The sequence below is a fragment of the Ruegeria sp. YTSA064 genome (assembly GCF_059610325.1).
Map to the genome: position 1 here is coordinate 94,656 of NZ_JBXWNK010000014.1, position 16,710 is coordinate 111,365.

The 16,710-nt window shown below is 55.1% G+C and carries 15 protein-coding genes; 6 read left to right on the forward strand and 9 right to left on the reverse strand.

What is annotated here, in order from left to right:
• The first annotated feature begins 9 nt into the window (after window positions 1-9).
• Window positions 10-681, forward strand: coding sequence for a peptide-methionine (S)-S-oxide reductase MsrA (msrA, locus tag AC2FI7_RS19460; protein ID WP_010442964.1), 672 nt, complete (start codon window positions 10-12; stop codon window positions 679-681).
• Here the strand turns inward: msrA and AC2FI7_RS19465 are convergent.
• Both AC2FI7_RS19465 and AC2FI7_RS19470 read right to left on the reverse strand, forming a co-directional pair.
• Window positions 678-1,550 (reverse strand): ribokinase, encoded by an 873-nt coding sequence (locus AC2FI7_RS19465; protein ID WP_010442965.1) that lies wholly within the window; start codon window positions 1,548-1,550, stop codon window positions 678-680. The two genes, msrA and AC2FI7_RS19465, sit on opposite strands and share 4 nt — an antisense overlap.
• A 3-nt stretch (window positions 1,551-1,553) precedes the next feature.
• Entirely contained in the window at window positions 1,554-3,809 is a 2,256-nt protein-coding gene (locus AC2FI7_RS19470; protein ID WP_496816744.1) for an NADP-dependent malic enzyme, read from the reverse strand.
• Window positions 3,810-3,970: 161 nt separating this feature from the next.
• Between AC2FI7_RS19470 and mutS the strand changes: the two genes are divergently transcribed.
• Window positions 3,971-6,586, forward strand: coding sequence for a DNA mismatch repair protein MutS (mutS, locus tag AC2FI7_RS19475; protein WP_050806479.1), 2,616 nt, complete (start codon window positions 3,971-3,973; stop codon window positions 6,584-6,586).
• A gap of 58 nt (window positions 6,587-6,644) precedes the next feature.
• Here mutS and AC2FI7_RS19480 read toward each other — a convergent pair whose 3' ends face one another.
• Both AC2FI7_RS19480 and hrcA read right to left on the reverse strand, forming a co-directional pair.
• Window positions 6,645-7,208: a nucleotide exchange factor GrpE gene (locus AC2FI7_RS19480; protein WP_010442968.1), complete on the reverse strand. Its 564-nt coding sequence runs from the start codon at window positions 7,206-7,208 to the stop codon at window positions 6,645-6,647.
• Between the two features lie 10 nt (window positions 7,209-7,218).
• Window positions 7,219-8,283, reverse strand: coding sequence for a heat-inducible transcriptional repressor HrcA (gene hrcA, locus AC2FI7_RS19485; protein ID WP_010442969.1), 1,065 nt, complete (start codon window positions 8,281-8,283; stop codon window positions 7,219-7,221).
• Between the two features lie 112 nt (window positions 8,284-8,395).
• On the opposite strand from hrcA, the gene rph reads away from it, so the two are divergent.
• The 4 genes from rph to AC2FI7_RS19505 are packed head-to-tail and all read left to right on the forward strand — an operon-like array spanning window position 8,396 to window position 11,221.
• Window positions 8,396-9,109 (forward strand): ribonuclease PH, encoded by a 714-nt coding sequence (rph, locus tag AC2FI7_RS19490; protein WP_010442970.1) that lies wholly within the window; start codon window positions 8,396-8,398, stop codon window positions 9,107-9,109.
• Window positions 9,106-9,720 (forward strand): RdgB/HAM1 family non-canonical purine NTP pyrophosphatase, encoded by a 615-nt coding sequence (gene rdgB / locus AC2FI7_RS19495; RefSeq protein ID WP_010442971.1) that lies wholly within the window; start codon window positions 9,106-9,108, stop codon window positions 9,718-9,720. Before rph ends, rdgB begins: the two co-directional genes overlap by 4 nt.
• The gene (gene hemW / locus AC2FI7_RS19500; protein ID WP_010442972.1) at window positions 9,710-10,864 is read left to right on the forward strand and encodes a radical SAM family heme chaperone HemW; all 1,155 of its coding nucleotides are present in this window, start codon (window positions 9,710-9,712) and stop codon (window positions 10,862-10,864) included. Before rdgB ends, hemW begins: the two co-directional genes overlap by 11 nt.
• 3 nt (window positions 10,865-10,867) lie before the next feature.
• Window positions 10,868-11,221 carry a YbaN family protein gene (locus AC2FI7_RS19505; protein WP_010442973.1) on the forward strand — a complete coding sequence of 118 codons (354 nt, stop codon included), beginning with the start codon at window positions 10,868-10,870 and terminating at the stop codon, window positions 11,219-11,221.
• Here AC2FI7_RS19505 and AC2FI7_RS19510 read toward each other — a convergent pair.
• From AC2FI7_RS19510 to mnmE, 5 genes are read right to left on the reverse strand one after another with little or no spacing between them, the layout of a single operon-like run.
• Entirely contained in the window at window positions 11,211-12,104 is an 894-nt protein-coding gene (locus AC2FI7_RS19510; RefSeq protein ID WP_010442974.1) for a ParB/RepB/Spo0J family partition protein, read from the reverse strand. The two genes, AC2FI7_RS19505 and AC2FI7_RS19510, sit on opposite strands and share 11 nt — an antisense overlap.
• A gap of 20 nt (window positions 12,105-12,124) precedes the next feature.
• Window positions 12,125-12,928: a ParA family protein gene (locus AC2FI7_RS19515; RefSeq protein WP_029622185.1), complete on the reverse strand. Its 804-nt coding sequence runs from the start codon at window positions 12,926-12,928 to the stop codon at window positions 12,125-12,127.
• Window positions 12,921-13,544: a 16S rRNA (guanine(527)-N(7))-methyltransferase RsmG gene (gene rsmG, locus AC2FI7_RS19520; protein ID WP_010442976.1), complete on the reverse strand. Its 624-nt coding sequence runs from the start codon at window positions 13,542-13,544 to the stop codon at window positions 12,921-12,923. The genes AC2FI7_RS19515 and rsmG overlap by 8 nt, the downstream gene beginning before the upstream one ends.
• Window positions 13,541-15,409, reverse strand: coding sequence for a tRNA uridine-5-carboxymethylaminomethyl(34) synthesis enzyme MnmG (gene mnmG / locus AC2FI7_RS19525; protein ID WP_496816747.1), 1,869 nt, complete (start codon window positions 15,407-15,409; stop codon window positions 13,541-13,543). Before mnmG ends, rsmG begins: the two co-directional genes overlap by 4 nt.
• A gap of 12 nt (window positions 15,410-15,421) precedes the next feature.
• Window positions 15,422-16,708, reverse strand: a complete 1,287-nt coding sequence (gene mnmE / locus AC2FI7_RS19530; protein ID WP_010442978.1) for a tRNA uridine-5-carboxymethylaminomethyl(34) synthesis GTPase MnmE — start codon at window positions 16,706-16,708, stop codon at window positions 15,422-15,424.
• Window positions 16,709-16,710 lie beyond the last annotated feature (2 nt).

Genomic DNA, 16,710 nt, shown 5'->3' on the forward strand with positions numbered 1-16,710 from the left:
AGACCTGCCATGACCCGGACCACTTACCTTGATTGCCTGAAACCTTCGCTTCTGTTTGTGCTGATCCTGTTGGTCGCAATGCTGCGCGCCTTGCCAGCCCCGGCGGCGGGGACAGAAACGCTGACCGTAGCCGGGGGTTGTTTTTGGTGTGTCGAATCCGATTTCGAATCCGTGCCCGGGGTAATAGGTGCAGTTTCGGGTTATACGGGCGGTACGACCGAGAACCCAACTTATGATCAGGTCTCAAAAGGCGGAAGCGGGCATTACGAGGCGGTGCAGATCACCTTCGATCCCGCCCGCGTTTCCCGTGAAACCTTGCTGAACATGTTCTTCCGTTCGGTCGATCCAACGGACGCGGGAGGTCAGTTCTGCGATCGTGGTGAGAGTTATCGGACCGCCATTTTCGTCTCTAACACAGGGGAAAAGGCGTTGGCGCAGCAGGCCAAGAGCAGCGCGCAAAACGCGTTGGGTCAAACGGTGGTCACACCGATCCTGCAGGCCGGCACGTTTTATCCGGCGGAAGCCTATCATCAGGATTATTACAAGGGCGACAAGCTGGTCCTGACCCGGTTTGGTCCCAAGCGCCAAAAGAACGCGTACAAAGCATACCGCAAAGCCTGCGGTCGCGATGCGCGCGTCAAGCAATTGTGGGGAAGCGAAGCACCCTTTGCCGGTTCCTAATCCAGCTGCGCTTCGCGTACCTCTTTTAGATCAGGAATAACATCAGCTGTCCCGTGCCGCGTGACCATCAGGGCCGCGGCACGGTTTGCTTGTGCAATTGCCTGCTCCATTGGCATGCCCCGATCCATGCCCGCCAGCACATAGCCGGTAAAAGTGTCACCAGCACCCGTGGTATCCACGGCGTTGACCTTATGCGCCCGAAACGCCTGTGGTTTATGACCCCGCTGATAATACCGCGCACCTTTTGAGCCAAAGGTGACGATAACATGCTCGACCTGCAGGTCTGACGGGGCCAGGCCCGTTGCATCCTGCAACTGCTCGGCCTCAACCTCGTTCAGGATCAGAAAATCCAGATAGGGCAGAACCGCCTGTACCGCTTCGGCTTGAAATGGAGCGGCCGCATAGCACACGGTCAGCCCCATTTCGCAACCCAGTTTGGCGGCCTCAATTTGAGCATTGGTTTCGTTCTGCATCACCAGCAGGTCACCCGAAACAGCCGAGGACAACGCCTGTCCAAGTTGGTCGTTAGAAATGACGTGGTTTGCACCCTGAAACAGCACAATCAGGTTTTCGCCCTGCGCATCCACCGCAATGATGGCGTGACCCGTAGGTACATCCACCTCAGCAATATGCCGGGTGTCCACGCCATATTCGGTCAGCCTGTCTCGCGCCCAAAGGCCATCTGACCCGACCGCGCCGATATGCGAAACCCGTGACCCCGCGCGGGCCGCAGCCACCGACATGTTGGCCCCTTTACCGCCCAGAAACCTTTGCAACCCGCTGGCCGCCAGTGTCTCACCCGCTGAGGGCAAATGCGGCAGGGCGTAGACCATATCCGCGTTGATTGAGCCGAGGTTCCATACCGTCATGATTTACCCAATATCGCAGGAGGCCAGAATGGCCATGTTCAGAATGTCATTCGCGGTCGAAACCGTCGAACAGATCTGGATCGGCTTGTCGACTCCGGACAGGATTGGGCCGATCACGGTGGCTCCACCCATTTCCTGCATCAGCTTGGTCGAGATTGAAGCCGAGTGTCGTGCGGGAACAATCAGGATATTGGCTGGTCCGGTCAGGCGCTGGAACGGATAAGCTTCCTGCTGATCCACATTCAGGGCTACATCAACCGTCATCTCCCCTTCGTACTCGAAATCGACGCCGCGCTCGTCCAGCACTACCGGAGCACGGTGCATCTTCTCAGCACGTTCAGACACCGGGTAACCGAAGGTCGAGAAACTGACAAAGGCCACCCGAGGTTCCAGCCCCATATGACGCGCGACCGCAACCGCGCGTTCAGCGATATTGGCCAGATCGTTCTCATCCGGCCATTCATGCACCAGCGTATCGCCAATCAGAACGATCCGCCCCTTGTGCAACAAGGCGGTAACCCCCGCCGCGCCATGGGCGGCATCGGCGTCAAACACATGGTTGATGCGGTCCAGAACATGCGCCGACTTGCGCGTTGCACCGGTCACCAGACCATCCGCATGACCATGCGCCAGCATCAGAGACGAAAAGACGTGTCGGTCCCGCGCAGCGAGGCGGTGAATGTCCTTGTGGTCAAACCCTTTGCGCTGCAGCCGTTGATAGAGAAAATCCTTATAGGCCTCGAGATGTAAGGTATTGGCCGCGTTCACCACCTCAATCTCGCGCACCGCGTCCCCAAGACCAGCGGCTTCGAGCTTTTCTTTGACATCGTCCGGTCGTCCTACAACCAGCGCCTTCCCAAAGCCCGAGCGTTGGTACATGACGGCTGCGCGCAACACGCGCGGATCGTCGCCCTCGGCAAAGATCATCCGGCTTTGCGCCTGACGTGCCCGCGCGTTCAAGCCGCGCAAGATGCTGGCCGTCGGGTCCATGCGGGATTTCAGGCTCAGCTCATAAGCGTCCATATCGATGATCGGTCGTCGCGCCGCGCCGGTATCCATACCGGCCTTGGCAACCGCAGGCGGGATACGGTGAATCAGGCGCGGATCAAAAGGTGTCGGGATGATGTAGTCGCGACCAAATGTCAGCGACTTGCCGTAGGCCATTGCTACTTCATCCGGCACATCTTCACGCGCCAATCGTGCCAGCGCATGGGCGCACGCAATTTTCATCTCGTCATTGATCGCACGGGCATGAATATCCAACGCGCCGCGGAATAGATAAGGAAAGCCCAGAACGTTATTCACCTGGTTCGGATAGTCGCTGCGACCCGTCGCAACGATTGCATCAACGCGGACCTCATGTGCCTCTTCAGGTGTGATTTCAGGATCGGGGTTCGCCATCGCAAAGATGACCGGATTGTCGGCCATGCTCGCCACCATATCCTGCGTCACAGCCCCTTTGACCGACACGCCAAGGAACACATCCGCACCCTTCATGGCATCTTCCAGAGTGCGCAGATCGGTCAAGATCGCGTGAGCTGATTTCCACTGGTTCATGCCCTCGGTCCGGCCCTGATAGATCACGCCCTTGGTATCGCAGACAATGCAGTTCTCGTGCCGCGCGCCCATTGCCTTAAGCAGTTCGATACAGGCGATCCCAGCAGCACCTGCCCCGTTCAGTACAATTTTCACATCTTCGATCTTCTTGCCCGAGATATGCAGGGCATTCAGCAAGCCCGCTGCACAGATCACTGCTGTTCCGTGCTGGTCATCGTGGAAGACTGGGATATCCATCTCTTCCTTCAGGCGCTGTTCGATGATGAAACACTCAGGCGCTTTGATGTCCTCAAGGTTAATACCGCCGAAGGTCGGCCCCATCAGACGCACCGCGCGGCAGAATTCATCAGGGTCTTCGGTATCCAGTTCGATATCGATCGAGTTCACATCAGCGAACCGCTTGAACAGGACCGATTTGCCTTCCATCACCGGTTTTGAGCCCAGCGCGCCAAGATTCCCAAGGCCCAGAACGGCGGTGCCGTTCGAGATCACAGCAACAAGATTGCCTTTATTTGTATAGTCATACGCAGTCTCGGGCGCTTCAGCGATGGCTTCACATGGAACCGCAACGCCGGGGCTATAGGCTAGCGAAAGATCGCGCTGCGTGGTCATGGGAACAGTGGCCTGCACCTCCCACTTGCCGGGGGTCGGGTCGAGGTGAAAGGCCAGCGCCTCTTCTTTGGTGATCTTCGCTTTGGGCATCTTACAGGTCGTTTCCATGACTTAAGGGCTTTTGCCTCATAGCGCAGGCGGGGCCGCGCCTCAACGAGAATGAGTTTTCGGCTTTTACAGAAGATGCGGGATTTGTAAGGTCGCGCCCGGAACACGCCATAAGGGGGCCGCCTTTGTCCACAGTCACGCCGATGATGGCGCAATATCTTGAGATCAAAGAGGCTCATCCAGACGCCCTGTTATTTTATCGCATGGGCGACTTCTATGAGATGTTCTTTGAAGATGCCGTCAACGCGGCCGAAGCGCTGGACATCGCCTTAACCAAGCGTGGAAAGCATAACGGGATCGACATTCCGATGTGCGGCGTGCCCGTGCATTCTGCCGAAGGGTATCTGCTGACCTTGATCCGCAAGGGCTTTCGTGTTGCGGTCTGTGAGCAGTTGGAAAGCCCGGCGGAGGCGAAGAAAAGAGGCTCTAAATCAGTTGTTAAGCGCGATGTTGTGCGCTTGGTGACTCCGGGAACATTGACCGAAGACGCCTTATTGGAGGCGCGGCGTCATAACTTTCTGGCCGCCTACTCCCAGGTACGGGATGAGGCTGCACTGGCGTGGACAGATATTTCCACGGGTGCGTTTCATGTAATGCCATTGGCGACCGTACGCCTCAGCCCCGAACTGGCGCGGTTAGCCCCGTCCGAGCTTATCGTGGCCGACGGGACGGAACAGATGTTGCAAGAACCGGTGCGCGATCTGGGCATTTCGTTAACCCCGGTGGGACGTGCCAGCTTTGACAGCACTGCTGCTGAAAAGCGCATCTGCGGCTTGTTTCACGTCGGCGCGCTGGATGCATTCGGCAATTTTGGACGCGCCGAGATTTCGGCCATGGGCGCGCTGATTGACTATTTGGAGATCACACAGAAAGGAAAACTACCCCTTCTGCAAACTCCATTGAAAGAGTCCGAGGACCGGGTAGTGCAAATAGATGCGGCCACACGTCGTAATCTTGAACTGACCCGATCCTTGTCCGGTGGTCGCGCGGGCTCTTTGCTTTCGGTGGTTGATCGTACTGTGACACCTGGTGGCGCGCGATTGCTGGAACAGCGCCTATCCAGTCCTTCGCGCAATCTGGACGTCATTCATGCCCGACTGGACGCCGTGAGTTTCGCTGCCGAAGACAGTCTAATTGCTTCGGATCTACGCGAAGCCCTACGTAAAACACCAGATCTGGACCGCGCCCTATCTCGTCTGTCACTTGAACGCGGTGGTCCCCGTGACCTGACTGCCATTCGTAACGGGCTGACTCAGGCTGTTGCGATTGCCGGAATTTGCGAGGGCCAGGATCTGCCGATCCTGCTGGCAACTGCTCTGCAGAACCTCGTAGGATTCGATGATCTACTGAACCTACTCGATGAGGCATTGATTGCTGAACCGCCCCTACTGGCGCGCGACGGTGGATTTATCGCTCCGGGTTTTGACGCCGAGCTGGACGAGGCCCGCACGCTGCGCGACGAAGGCCGTTCTGTTATTGCAGGGTTTCAGCAAAAATATGCGGAACACACTGGCATCACCTCGTTGAAGATCAAGCACAACAACGTGCTTGGCTATTTCATTGAAACCACGGCCACCCATGCCGAGAAGATGCTGAGCCTGCCATTCTCTGAGACTTATATCCACCGCCAGACCACCGCCAATCAGGTGCGATTCACAACTGTGGAACTGTCCGAGATCGAAACCCGCATCCTGAACGCAGGAAATCTGGCGTTGGAGATTGAAAAGCGGCTCTATCAAAGGCTTTCTGACGAAATTCTGGACCGTGCCGCCCGACTGAACCAGGCGGCTCGAGGTCTGGCAGAACTGGATCTGACTACTTCTTTGTCTGATCTAGCGCGTGGGGAAAGCTGGTGTCGTCCGCAGGTCGACAGCTCGCGCAGCTTTGAGGTGGAAGGTGGACGTCATCCGGTTGTTGAATACGCGTTGCGCCAGCAAGGCGGCGATGCATTCATTGCGAATGATTGCGATCTCAGCGCTGTAGATGGTGCCGCCATCTGGTTGCTGACCGGGCCGAACATGGCCGGTAAGTCGACCTTCTTGAGGCAGAACGCGCTGATTGCCTTGCTTGCTCAGATGGGCAGTTATGTCCCTGCTGAGCAAGCGCATATCGGAGTGGTCAGCCAGCTCTTCAGCCGCGTCGGGGCCTCAGATGATCTTGCGCGCGGTCGATCAACTTTTATGGTCGAAATGGTTGAAACCGCAGCCATCCTCAGCCAGGCCGACGACCGCGCGCTGGTCATTCTTGATGAAATCGGCCGTGGCACTGCCACCTATGACGGGCTTTCGATCGCCTGGGCCACGCTGGAACACCTGCACGCCGCCAATCAATGCCGCGCTCTGTTTGCAACGCATTACCATGAATTGACGGCTCTGGCAGGAAGTCTGGAGGGCGTAGACAACGCCACAGTAGCCGTCAAGGAATGGGAGGGAGAGGTGATCTTCCTGCACGAGGTCCATAAAGGTGCCGCCGACCGATCCTATGGTGTTCAGGTTGCTCAACTTGCTGGCCTGCCCGCCTCAGTTGTCGAACGCGCGCGTGTTGTTCTGGACCAGTTGGAAAAAACTGAGCGCGAAGGAGGCAAGCAAAAAACCTTGATCGACGATCTGCCCTTGTTTTCAGCCGCTCCGCCGCCGCCACCTCCCGCCCCCAAGGCAACACCGGTCACGGATATGCTGGATGAGATTCTGCCGGATGAATTAACCCCGCGCGAAGCCCTTGACCTGATCTACAAACTAAAAGAGGCGGCCAAATCCTGACCGCCCCTTCATCTTCTCAAAAATACTCTCGCCGAAGGCTTGGCTTCTTTGAAGCCAATCAGCCCGCAGGCATCGACGAAACACCTACCTGCGCCGGGCGCAACAGGCGGTCGTGTAGCATGAAACCTTCTGCCGAAACCTGAATGATGTCGCCTGCTTTGGTGCCAGGAACCGGTGCCTCAAACATCGCTTCATGAACGTTCGGATCAAATCGATCGCCCACCTCAGGTGTAATTACTTCGATCCCGTGCTTCTGGAATACGTCCTTCAGCGCGCGCATGGTGAGTTCGACACCTTCCAACAAGCCGGCAGCAAGCTCTTTTTGCTCATCGGTCGCGGCTTCGAGCGCTCTTTTCATGTTGTCATAGACCGGCAACATGTCACGCGCCAGCTTGGATCCACCGTACTGCTCGGCATCCCGACGTGCCTTATCGCCACGCTTACGGGCGTTTTCAGCGTCGGCAAGCGCTCGCATGAATTTGTCTTTGTAGTCGTCGCGCTCTGCGCGCAATTCGTCCAACTCCAGAGCTTCATCGCTGATCTCAGCAAATTCCTCGGCCAGCTCTTCTGCTTCTGCGGACATGATGTCGTCCAGAAAATCTTCGTTCTTGGGCTCTGCCATCTCTTACCCTCTAGCTCCGGTCGGAAATCAGCTTCCCAACCAGTTGCGCCGTATAATCCACGATCGGCACGATCCGTCCGTAATTCAGACGTGTGGGCCCGATGACCCCAACCGCACCGATTATCTTACGATCAGCGTTCATATATGGAGACACCACCAAAGAGGAACCCGAAAGTGAGAAAAGTTTGTTCTCAGAGCCAATAAAAATGCGCACACCCTCACCTTCCTCGGTCAATTCAAGGAATTCAGCGATGTCACGTTTGCGCTCAAGGTCATCAAACAGGGTGCGGATTCGATCCAACTCCTCGGCCTGACCCGGCTCATTCAGTAGATTCGCGCGTCCGCGCACGATCAATCGAGCCGAGTCGCTGCCATCCCCGTCCCACGCAGCAATGCCGCTTTCGACCATCTCACGCGCCAAAATATCGATTTCCTGCTTCCGCGCATCTATCTGCGACAGCATCTGGCGACGCACTTCGCTAAGCGTACGCCCTTCGATCAGCGCATTGAGGAAGTTCGCAGCCTCACGCATCGAACTTGGTGTTTGCCCGGGCGGAGGTGTGAACAGCCGGTTTTCGACCTGCCCGTCCGAGAAGACCAGAACCACCAAGGCGCGATCATGACCAAGTGAGACGAACTCAATATGTTTGATTTCGGCCTCATGTTTGGGTGTCAGAACCAGCGAGGCGCCTTGTGTCACGTGTGACAATGCCGAACCCACACGATCCAACATTCCACCAACATCGCCTGCGTTAGAGCCTAGTGTTTCGTCCAGCTTCTGCCGATCATCCGCGCCCAGATCGCCCATTTCAAGCAATCCGTCGACGAACATCCGCAATCCCTGCTGCGTCGGAATCCGACCAGCACTGACATGCGGGCTGTCCAGCAGGCCCAGGAATTCCAGATCCTGCATCACGTTACGCACGGTCGCCGCGCTGACTTTTTCCGAAAGCGTGCGTGTCAGAGTGCGGCTGCCGACCGGCTCACCGCTGTCCAGATAGCTTTCGACGATCAGCCGGAACACCTCACGTGACCGGTCGTTCATCTCGCTCAGAATTTTGCTCGCTTCGCTCATCGGCAATCCTCTGCTGGATCGTCATTAAATAGCAGGCACAAGAAAGGTCAATCGGGGTTGCATCGTAACGCTGCAGAGCGGTATCCCCAACCCAGCAAACAAAGGATTTTCCATGCGACCCTCAGGACGTGATCTAAACGAAATGCGCGCCGTTTCAATTGAAACCGGCTTTACCAAACATGCCGAAGGTTCCTGCCTGATTAAGATGGGTGACACCCATGTACTGTGCACCGCCACGATCGAGGACCGCGTTCCACCATTTATGAAAGGCTCGGGCCTGGGCTGGGTCACCGCCGAATACGGCATGCTGCCCCGCGCGACGAATACGCGGATGCGGCGTGAAGCGGCAAGCGGCAAACAAGGTGGCCGCACCGTAGAAATTCAACGCCTGATCGGCCGTGCGCTGCGCGCCGGCGTCGACCGGGTTGCACTGGGTGAACGTCAGATCACTGTCGACTGCGATGTAATTCAGGCCGATGGCGGCACACGTTGTGCATCGATCACTGGCGGTTGGGTGGCGTTGCGTCTGGCCGTGAACAAGCTGATGAAAACAGGCGATGTAATTTCGGACCCTTTGGTTGATCCCGTCGCCGCCGTATCCTGCGGGATTTATGCCGGTCAGCCGGTTTTGGACCTCGACTACCCCGAGGACAGTGAGGCCGGCGTCGATGGCAACTTCATCATGACCGGCTCTAGCAAACTGATCGAAGTGCAAATGAGTGCCGAGGGATCCGTCTTTAGCCGCGCACAGATGGACCAATTGATGGATCTGGCGGAAAAAGGCGTGGCTGAACTGGCTGCCTCACAGAAAGCTGCCACCGCATGACTCGTAAGTTCAACGGGGACAAGCTGCTGGTCGCCACGCACAACAAAGGCAAGCTTGAGGAGATGGCACATCTCCTCGAACCCTTTGGTGTTGCCGTCGTGGGCGCCGGCGAAATGGACCTACCTGAACCAGAAGAGATAGAGGATACCTTCGTAGGCAACGCCCGGATTAAGGCCCACGCCGCCGCGCAAGCCACCGGCCTGCCCGCCCTGTCGGACGATTCCGGAATCACCATCGACGCGCTGGATGGCGCGCCAGGCGTCTACACCGCCGATTGGGCAGAAACCGGCAATGGCCGTGATTTTCTGATGGCGATGACCCGCGCACATAACGAGCTGGAAGCGAAGAGCGCTGCCCACCCTCGCACAGCGCAATTCCGCTGTACTCTGGTTCTGGCCTGGCCCGACGGGCATGACGAGGTGTTCGAGGGCGTGGCCCCTGGACATTTGACCTGGCCAATTCGTGGCAAGGATGGCTTTGGCTATGACCCAATGTTTGTCCCCGAAGGGCACGACATTACCTTTGCCGAGATGGACCGTTGGGAAAAGAACAAGATCAGCCATCGCGGCCGCGCGGTGGAGATGTTCGTGAAAGGCTGCTTTGGCGGATGATTGGCGTAACGGGGGCTTTGGCCTGTATGTGCATTGGCCCTTTTGCGAGGCCAAGTGTCCTTATTGTGACTTCAACAGCCACGTTTCAAGAAATATTGTTCAAAAACAATGGCTTAATAGCTATCTGAATGAGCTTAAACGCGCAGCCAGTGAAACGCAAGGTCGGGTGCTTAACACCATCTTTTTTGGCGGTGGCACGCCTTCGCTGATGGCACAGGACACCGTCTCCGCCATCATCGACGAGGCCCGCGCCCTTTGGCGCCCTGCCAACGATATGGAGATCACGCTTGAAGCCAACCCCGGCTCAGTCGAAGCCGGTCGCTTTGCAGCCTATCGCGATGCTGGTGTGAACCGTATTTCAATGGGTGTGCAGGCCCTCAACGACGATGACCTGCGCCGTCTGGGTCGCATTCACACCGTGGCTGAAGCCCGCGCCGCTTTTGATATTGCCCGTAGCTGCTTTGACCGTGTCAGTTTTGATCTGATCTATGCCCGACAACATCAAACTCTGGACGCGTGGCGCGCTGAGTTGGCCGAGGCCCTGTCGATGGCGATCGATCACCTGTCGCTTTATCAACTCACCATCGAAGAGGGAACGGCGTTCGGAGATCGCTATGCAGTTGGTAAGCTGCGCGGTCTGCCCGAGGATGACAGCGCGGCGGATATGTATCTGGCCACGCAAGAGATATGCGAAGCCCATGGTTTACCCGCCTATGAGGTCTCAAACCATGCCCGACCCGGAGCGGAGTCTCAGCACAACCTGATCTATTGGCGCTATGGTGATTACGTGGGTATCGGGCCTGGTGCACACGGGCGGATCACCCTTGATGGCCACAAATTCGCGACCGAGACCATTCTTTCACCAACCAAATGGCTAGCCGCCGTTGAAAATGGAAGTGGGGAAAGCAACCGGTTCAAACTAACACAACGTGAACAAGCGTCTGAATACCTTATGATGTGTCTAAGGATCTCAGAAGGCCTAAATATTGGTAGATACAAGCAACTCTCGGGCGAAGACCTACCGCAGGAAAAGCTTTATGCACTGGCCGATATGGGCATGTTGATCCTGGAAGACGACCAGCTACGCGCCACATCTCAAGGCCGCGCCGTTCTCAATGCCATTATCCGAGAGCTATTGGAGTAACAAATGCAATATCTCTGGGCTGGATTGGGGTTGGCCTGCGTCGCGCTCGCCATGGTTGGAGTGGTCTTACCCTTGCTTCCAACAGTGCCGTTTCTTCTGCTCGCGGCATTTTTCTTTGCGCGCTCTTCATCAAGGCTGCATAATTGGCTGCTAACCCATCAGACCTTTGGTCCGCTAATTATCGACTGGCAGAACTCGGGCGCAATTAGGCCTGGCGCAAAAAAGGCGGCCACCCTTTCAGTTGCCGCCGTATTTGGCCTGTCGGTGTTGCTGTCCATGCCTTCACACGTCCTGATCATTCAGGCCGTTGTGCTAAGCGGCGTCATGCTTTTTATCTGGACCCGCCCTAGCGGCTAAGCTTGGCGCAAAGATCATCCAGCTGATCAAGGTTTTCATAGGACAACACCACCTGTCCCGTTTCAGATCCGGGTTTGTGGTTGATGGTGACCTTCATTGCCAGAATAGCTGACAAATCCTTTTCGAGGGCGCGCGTATCTGCATCTTTCCCAGCATTCAGATTTCTGGGTTTCAGCGCTGACTTATCCGCACCACCCTGTTGTTTCTTGACCAACGCTTCAGTAGCCCGCACGGAAAGACCGTTACGCACAACTTGTTTCGCCAATTCCGAAGGATCTTCTGCTGTAATCAAAGCCCTTGCATGACCGGCAGACAATTTCCCCTCAATCACAAGTGTTTGCACATCCATCGGCAAAGACAGCAGACGCAACAGGTTGGCAATATGGCTTCGGCTTTTACCCAAAGCTTCGGCAAGTTTTTCCTGCGTGTGTCCAAAGCGATCCATCAACTGCTTGAATCCTGCCGCTTCCTCCACGGCATTCAGATCAGCACGCTGAATATTCTCGATAATCGCGATTTCGAGCACCTCGGTATCATCAAACTCGCGAATAATTACTGGAATATCATGGAGTTGTGCCATCTGAGCGGCGCGCCACCGGCGCTCACCGGCGACAATCTCATATTGGCCACCTGCTATACTGCGCACAATCAAAGGTTGAATAATGCCTTTTTCTTTGACTGATGCGGCAAGTTCATCCAGCTGCTCTTGCGCAAATCGACGTCTCGGCTGATCTGGGTTTGCCTGCAACTTCTCAATCGGCACTGTAAGGTCGGGGCGGCGAGATTCCGACGAGATACGACCATCAGCTTCTGGTGCCACATCAGCCATTAATGCCGACAATCCGCGACCTAGTCCTCGGGGTTTCCCTTTCCTGGCATTCATGTTGCCCTCCTGACGGCCACTTAGATGGCTACTTTGTTGTTCTTATGCATGACTTCTCGCGCCAAATGCCGATATGCCATCGCGCCGAGTGAGCCCGAATCATATTGCAGTACAGGAAGCGCATATGATGGCGCCTCGCTGACCCGCACATTTCTGGGTATCTTGGTCTTAAATACCATCTGACCAAGATTGTCACGTGCGTCCTTTTCGACCTGACGGGACAAGTTGTTGCGGTTGTCAAACATAGTCAACACAACACCTTCGATCCTGAGGTCAGGATTCGCGGTCTGACGTACTTCGCGGATAGTCAGCATCAACTGCGACAAGCCTTCGAGCGCAAAGAACTCGCTTTGCAAGGGCACAAGGACAGAATGAGCTGCTACCATGGCGTTTACAGTGAGCAAATTCAAAGATGGCGGACAATCGATCAGAACAAAATCCAAATCAAACGAGTCAATCGCTCTCTGGCGCAGCGCATCATGCAATAGATAGCTGCGTTTTTCATTCGAGATCAGTTCAATATCTGCTGAACTTAGGTCAACGGTGGCCGGAATTACAAATAGATCTTTAATTTCTGTTTCCTGTACCACTGCTTCCAATGATGCGTCGTCCAATATTAGGTCATAGGTTGTCCAATCGCGATCTTCGACCCCCAATCCCGTTGAGGCATTGCCCTGGGGGTCCAGATCTACGACTAAAACCTTGCAACCTGCCTCGGCCAACCCGGCTGCCAGATTGATTGCAGTCGTGGTTTTCCCCACCCCGCCTTTTTGATTCGCAACCGCGATTATCCGAGGTCCGGCAGGACGAGACAGATCAACCACGCGCAACTCCTTTGATTTTCAGGATAACAGACTGAGGTTCTGTAAGACTTTTAATAGGATCGGCGTCGAAATTCCATTCCTTGCGTGCGTCTAAAAGCTCTTTTTTCCAGGTTGCGCCTTTTGGCAACAGAGCTACGCCATTTTCATCTAAATGCCTGTCGCAAAAAGATAATAAGGTGGTCAAATCCGCTAATGCCCGAGCCGACAAGATATCCGCGCCCAAGGGATCAATTGCTTCGATTCTTCGTGCTAAGACCGTGCAATTCGCCCCGCATTCCCGGGCCACATTTCGAAGAAATGCGGATTTTCTCTGATCACTTTCGACCAGCGTAAATCGGGTTTCTGGTGCGGACTCTATTGCCATGATTGCACAGACCATTCCGGGAAACCCGCCGCCGCTGCCTAAATCAACCCAATGATCTACAGGCTTTGATGTTCTGAATACTTGAACTGAATCTTGAATATGACGAACCCAGATATCCTTTAAGCTGTTCCTTGATACTAGGTTGATTCTTGGATTCCAACGCTCAAGCAATGCAACATAGATCGCGAGACGTTCGAATGTTTCACGTGAAACATTCAGTTTCTCAGCGATGGCAACGTCTTGACCTTTCATGCGTTGCGAGCTTTCACGTCGCGCCGGAGCTTAGCCAGGACTAAAGTTAATGCAGCCGGTGTCACACCTTCAACGCGACCAGCTTGAGCAATATTGGCCGGTTTGGCTTGTGACAGCTTTTGCTTCATTTCCGACGACAATCCGTCCAGCCCAAAATAGTTGAAATCCCGAGGTATTTCATGGGCCTCGTCTCGCTTCATTGCTTCAACATCACGTTGCTGGCGCGCTATGTAGTTTGCATACAAGGCATCGCGTTCAACCTGACGGCGGATTTCCCTCTCTGTCCCTTCCAATTCAGGTTCAAGCAGGACAATATTTTCAAAAGAAACGTCAGGAAAGGCGAGTACTGCCATCCCGTCGCGACGATTTCCATCCTGATTGACATTAATCCCTGCAGCCAGAATTTCTTTGGGAGTATACGTTCGCGCAGTTAGACTGGCCTTGGCAGCCGCTAGCTTTTCGAGCTTATTCGCGAATAGGCCCCGGCGCTGCGTCCCAACACAGCCCAGTTCCTCCCCTATCGGGGTCAGTCTTTGATCCGCATTATCAGCACGGAGGGATAGCCGAAACTCAGCCCGTGAAGTGAACATCCTATAGGGTTCGGCAACCCCACGGGTGGTAAGATCATCAATCATCACCCCGATGTAGCTGTCCGAACGGGTAAAATAGAAGGGCACTCGAGACTGCACCTCTAACGCAGCATTCAAACCGGCGACCAGGCCTTGTGCAGCAGCTTCCTCATATCCTGTAGTGCCGTTGATCTGACCCGCAAGATATAGACCAGGCACATCAGGAACGGACAAAGATGCCGACAGGATACGCGGGTCAACATAATCGTATTCGATCGCATATCCTGGTTGCAGGATTTTTGCATGTTCTAGTCCAACAATCGATTGAACGTAGGCAACCTGAACATCTTCCGGCAACGAGGTAGAAATACCATTTGGGTATACTGTATTATCCTGAACCCCTTCCGGTTCCAAGAATATCTGATGGGACTCCTTGTCCGCAAATCGAACGATCTTATCCTCAATGGACGGGCAATACCTTGGGCCGACACCATCGATATGACCGCCATACATGGCAGAACGCGATAGATTTTTTTCTATAATCTCATGCGTTTGTGCGTTCGTGTGAGTTATACCACATGCAATTTGCGGGGCGGTCACCGACCTAGACATGAATGAAAACAGAGTTGGCTCCGCGTCGCCATCCTGACGTTCCAGTATATCCCAATTTATGGTCCGACCATCCAATCGGGGCGGTGTACCGGTCTTCAGCCGCGCCATGGGCAATGCAAACTCATCTAGACGCTCTGCCAGCCGAATTGATGGGCGATCTCCCATACGTCCTCCGGGCTGAGACACGTCCCCGATATGAATTACTCCGCGTAAGAATGTTCCAGACGTCAAAATGACCGCCTGCGCCGGAACCTCGGAATCGTCAGCCAGCTTAACCCCGACAACACGATGACCGTCCATCAGAAAGTCGGTTACTTCGCCTGTGATAACCGATAAGTTGTCCTGTTTCTTAGTTTCCTCTGCCATCGCAGCCCGATAAAGGGTCCGGTCGGCTTGCGCCCTCGGACCCTGGACCGCCGGGCCTTTGCGCCGGTTCAACAAACGAAACTGAATACCGGCACGATCCGCGACGCGTCCCATTACTCCGTCAAGAGCGTCGATCTCTCGAACCAGATGTCCTTTACCTAGCCCTCCAATCGCAGGATTACACGACATGACGCCAATGTCCCGTTCAGACAGAGTCACCAAAGCAGTTTTAACGCCCATGCGCGCTGCCGCATGTGCGGCTTCGGTACCTGCGTGCCCGGCACCGATAACAACGACATCAAATTTTGAATGTTTCACGTGAAACACTCCTCATTTACCTAAGCAGAAACTAGCAAAGATCTCATCCAGAAGGGTTTCGACATCTATTCGTCCAACCAGAGATTCAAGAGCGCGAATGGCTGTTCGCAGTTCCTCAGCTGCTATATCATACATATCTGGCCCCAATTCCAGAACTGTCTGTCCCGCAGCCAACGCTTCCGCTGCCTTTATCATCGCAACGCGATGGCGTTCACGGGTCGCAATACCATGACTAGTAGCCCGTTCACTTAAGATACACGATATATTGTCGATAAGGTGGTCAATTCCTTGCCCGGTTTTACCGGATATCCCACGCCCATCAGCTGCTCGTAAGTCAGATTTTGGCAGTACATGAATATCATCTTCCTGCATCTGGATACCTAAATCGTCAGGTGTATCCGTTAGGAATACACGCAAGTCAGCAACATCTGCCCGTTTGCGAGCCAGCTCGATCCCTAGATTTTCGACATGATCGTCGGTTACTCGCAAACCGGCTGTATCAAGCAGAGTAACTGGCAATCCTGCAAGATCCATACGCACTTCGATCACATCCCGCGTCGTACCGGCATATTCAGATGTAATAGCCGCCTCGCGTCCAGCTAAGGCGTTCAACAAAGTCGACTTACCTGCATTAGGAAGACCAACAATGGCAACTTCAAAGCCAGAGCGAATCCGTTCAGCGATGCGAACACCTTTCGCCTCTCGGGTCAGTTCGCCCATGACACCTGAAATCAATGTGCGGACTTCGGGCGTTACATCTGTGGGCACCTCTTCATCGGCAAAATCGATCACAGCCTCAAGCAATGATGCCGCACGGATCAAATCGCGCCGCCACCCTTCAGCTAAAGTGCCCAAAGCACCTGCCAAAATCGTTTGCGCCTGTTTCCGTTGCGCTTCGGTTTCTGCGTCAATCAGATCGGCAAGGCCTTCGACCTGCGCCAAATCCATTTTACTGTTTTCCAAAGCGCGCCGGGTAAATTCACCCGGCTCTGCCAGGCGGAGATCATCCATATCCGACAAAGATGCCAATACGGCGTTAACCGAAGCCATGCTGCCATGAATCTGAAGTTCGGCCACGTCCTCGCCCGTAAAGCTAGAGGGAGCCTTGAAGGTCAGGACCAAACCCTCATCCAACCGCATCCCATCGGCGGCGCTAAGCGTCCGAACCGTCATCCCGCGTGATCGCAGGCCTCCACCGGCCAAAATGTTGGCCGCAGAATGCGCCTGCGGGCCAGAGAGGCGGATGACCGCCACCCCCGCTTTGCCTTGCGCGCTGGCCAAGGCGAATATCGTATCCATTC

Bases quoted from the DNA above. Each gene is read 5' to 3' on its own strand.
- msrA (WP_010442964.1), top strand. From the start codon at position 10: ATGACCCGGACCACTTACCTTGATTGCCTGAAACCTTCGCTTCTGTTT.
- AC2FI7_RS19465 (WP_010442965.1), bottom strand. From the start codon at position 1,550: ATGACGGTATGGAACCTCGGCTCAATCAACGCGGATATGGTCTACGCC.
- AC2FI7_RS19470 (WP_496816744.1), bottom strand. From the start codon at position 3,809: ATGCCCAAAGCGAAGATCACCAAAGAAGAGGCGCTGGCCTTTCACCTC.
- mutS (WP_050806479.1), top strand. From the start codon at position 3,971: ATGATGGCGCAATATCTTGAGATCAAAGAGGCTCATCCAGACGCCCTG.
- AC2FI7_RS19480 (WP_010442968.1), bottom strand. From the start codon at position 7,208: ATGGCAGAGCCCAAGAACGAAGATTTTCTGGACGACATCATGTCCGCA.
- hrcA (WP_010442969.1), bottom strand. From the start codon at position 8,283: ATGAGCGAAGCGAGCAAAATTCTGAGCGAGATGAACGACCGGTCACGT.
- rph (WP_010442970.1), top strand. From the start codon at position 8,396: ATGCGACCCTCAGGACGTGATCTAAACGAAATGCGCGCCGTTTCAATT.
- rdgB (WP_010442971.1), top strand. From the start codon at position 9,106: ATGACTCGTAAGTTCAACGGGGACAAGCTGCTGGTCGCCACGCACAAC.
- AC2FI7_RS19505 (WP_010442973.1), top strand. From the start codon at position 10,868: ATGCAATATCTCTGGGCTGGATTGGGGTTGGCCTGCGTCGCGCTCGCC.
- AC2FI7_RS19510 (WP_010442974.1), bottom strand. From the start codon at position 12,104: ATGAATGCCAGGAAAGGGAAACCCCGAGGACTAGGTCGCGGATTGTCG.
- rsmG (WP_010442976.1), bottom strand. From the start codon at position 13,544: ATGAAAGGTCAAGACGTTGCCATCGCTGAGAAACTGAATGTTTCACGT.
- mnmE (WP_010442978.1), bottom strand. From the start codon at position 16,708: ATGGATACGATATTCGCCTTGGCCAGCGCGCAAGGCAAAGCGGGGGTG.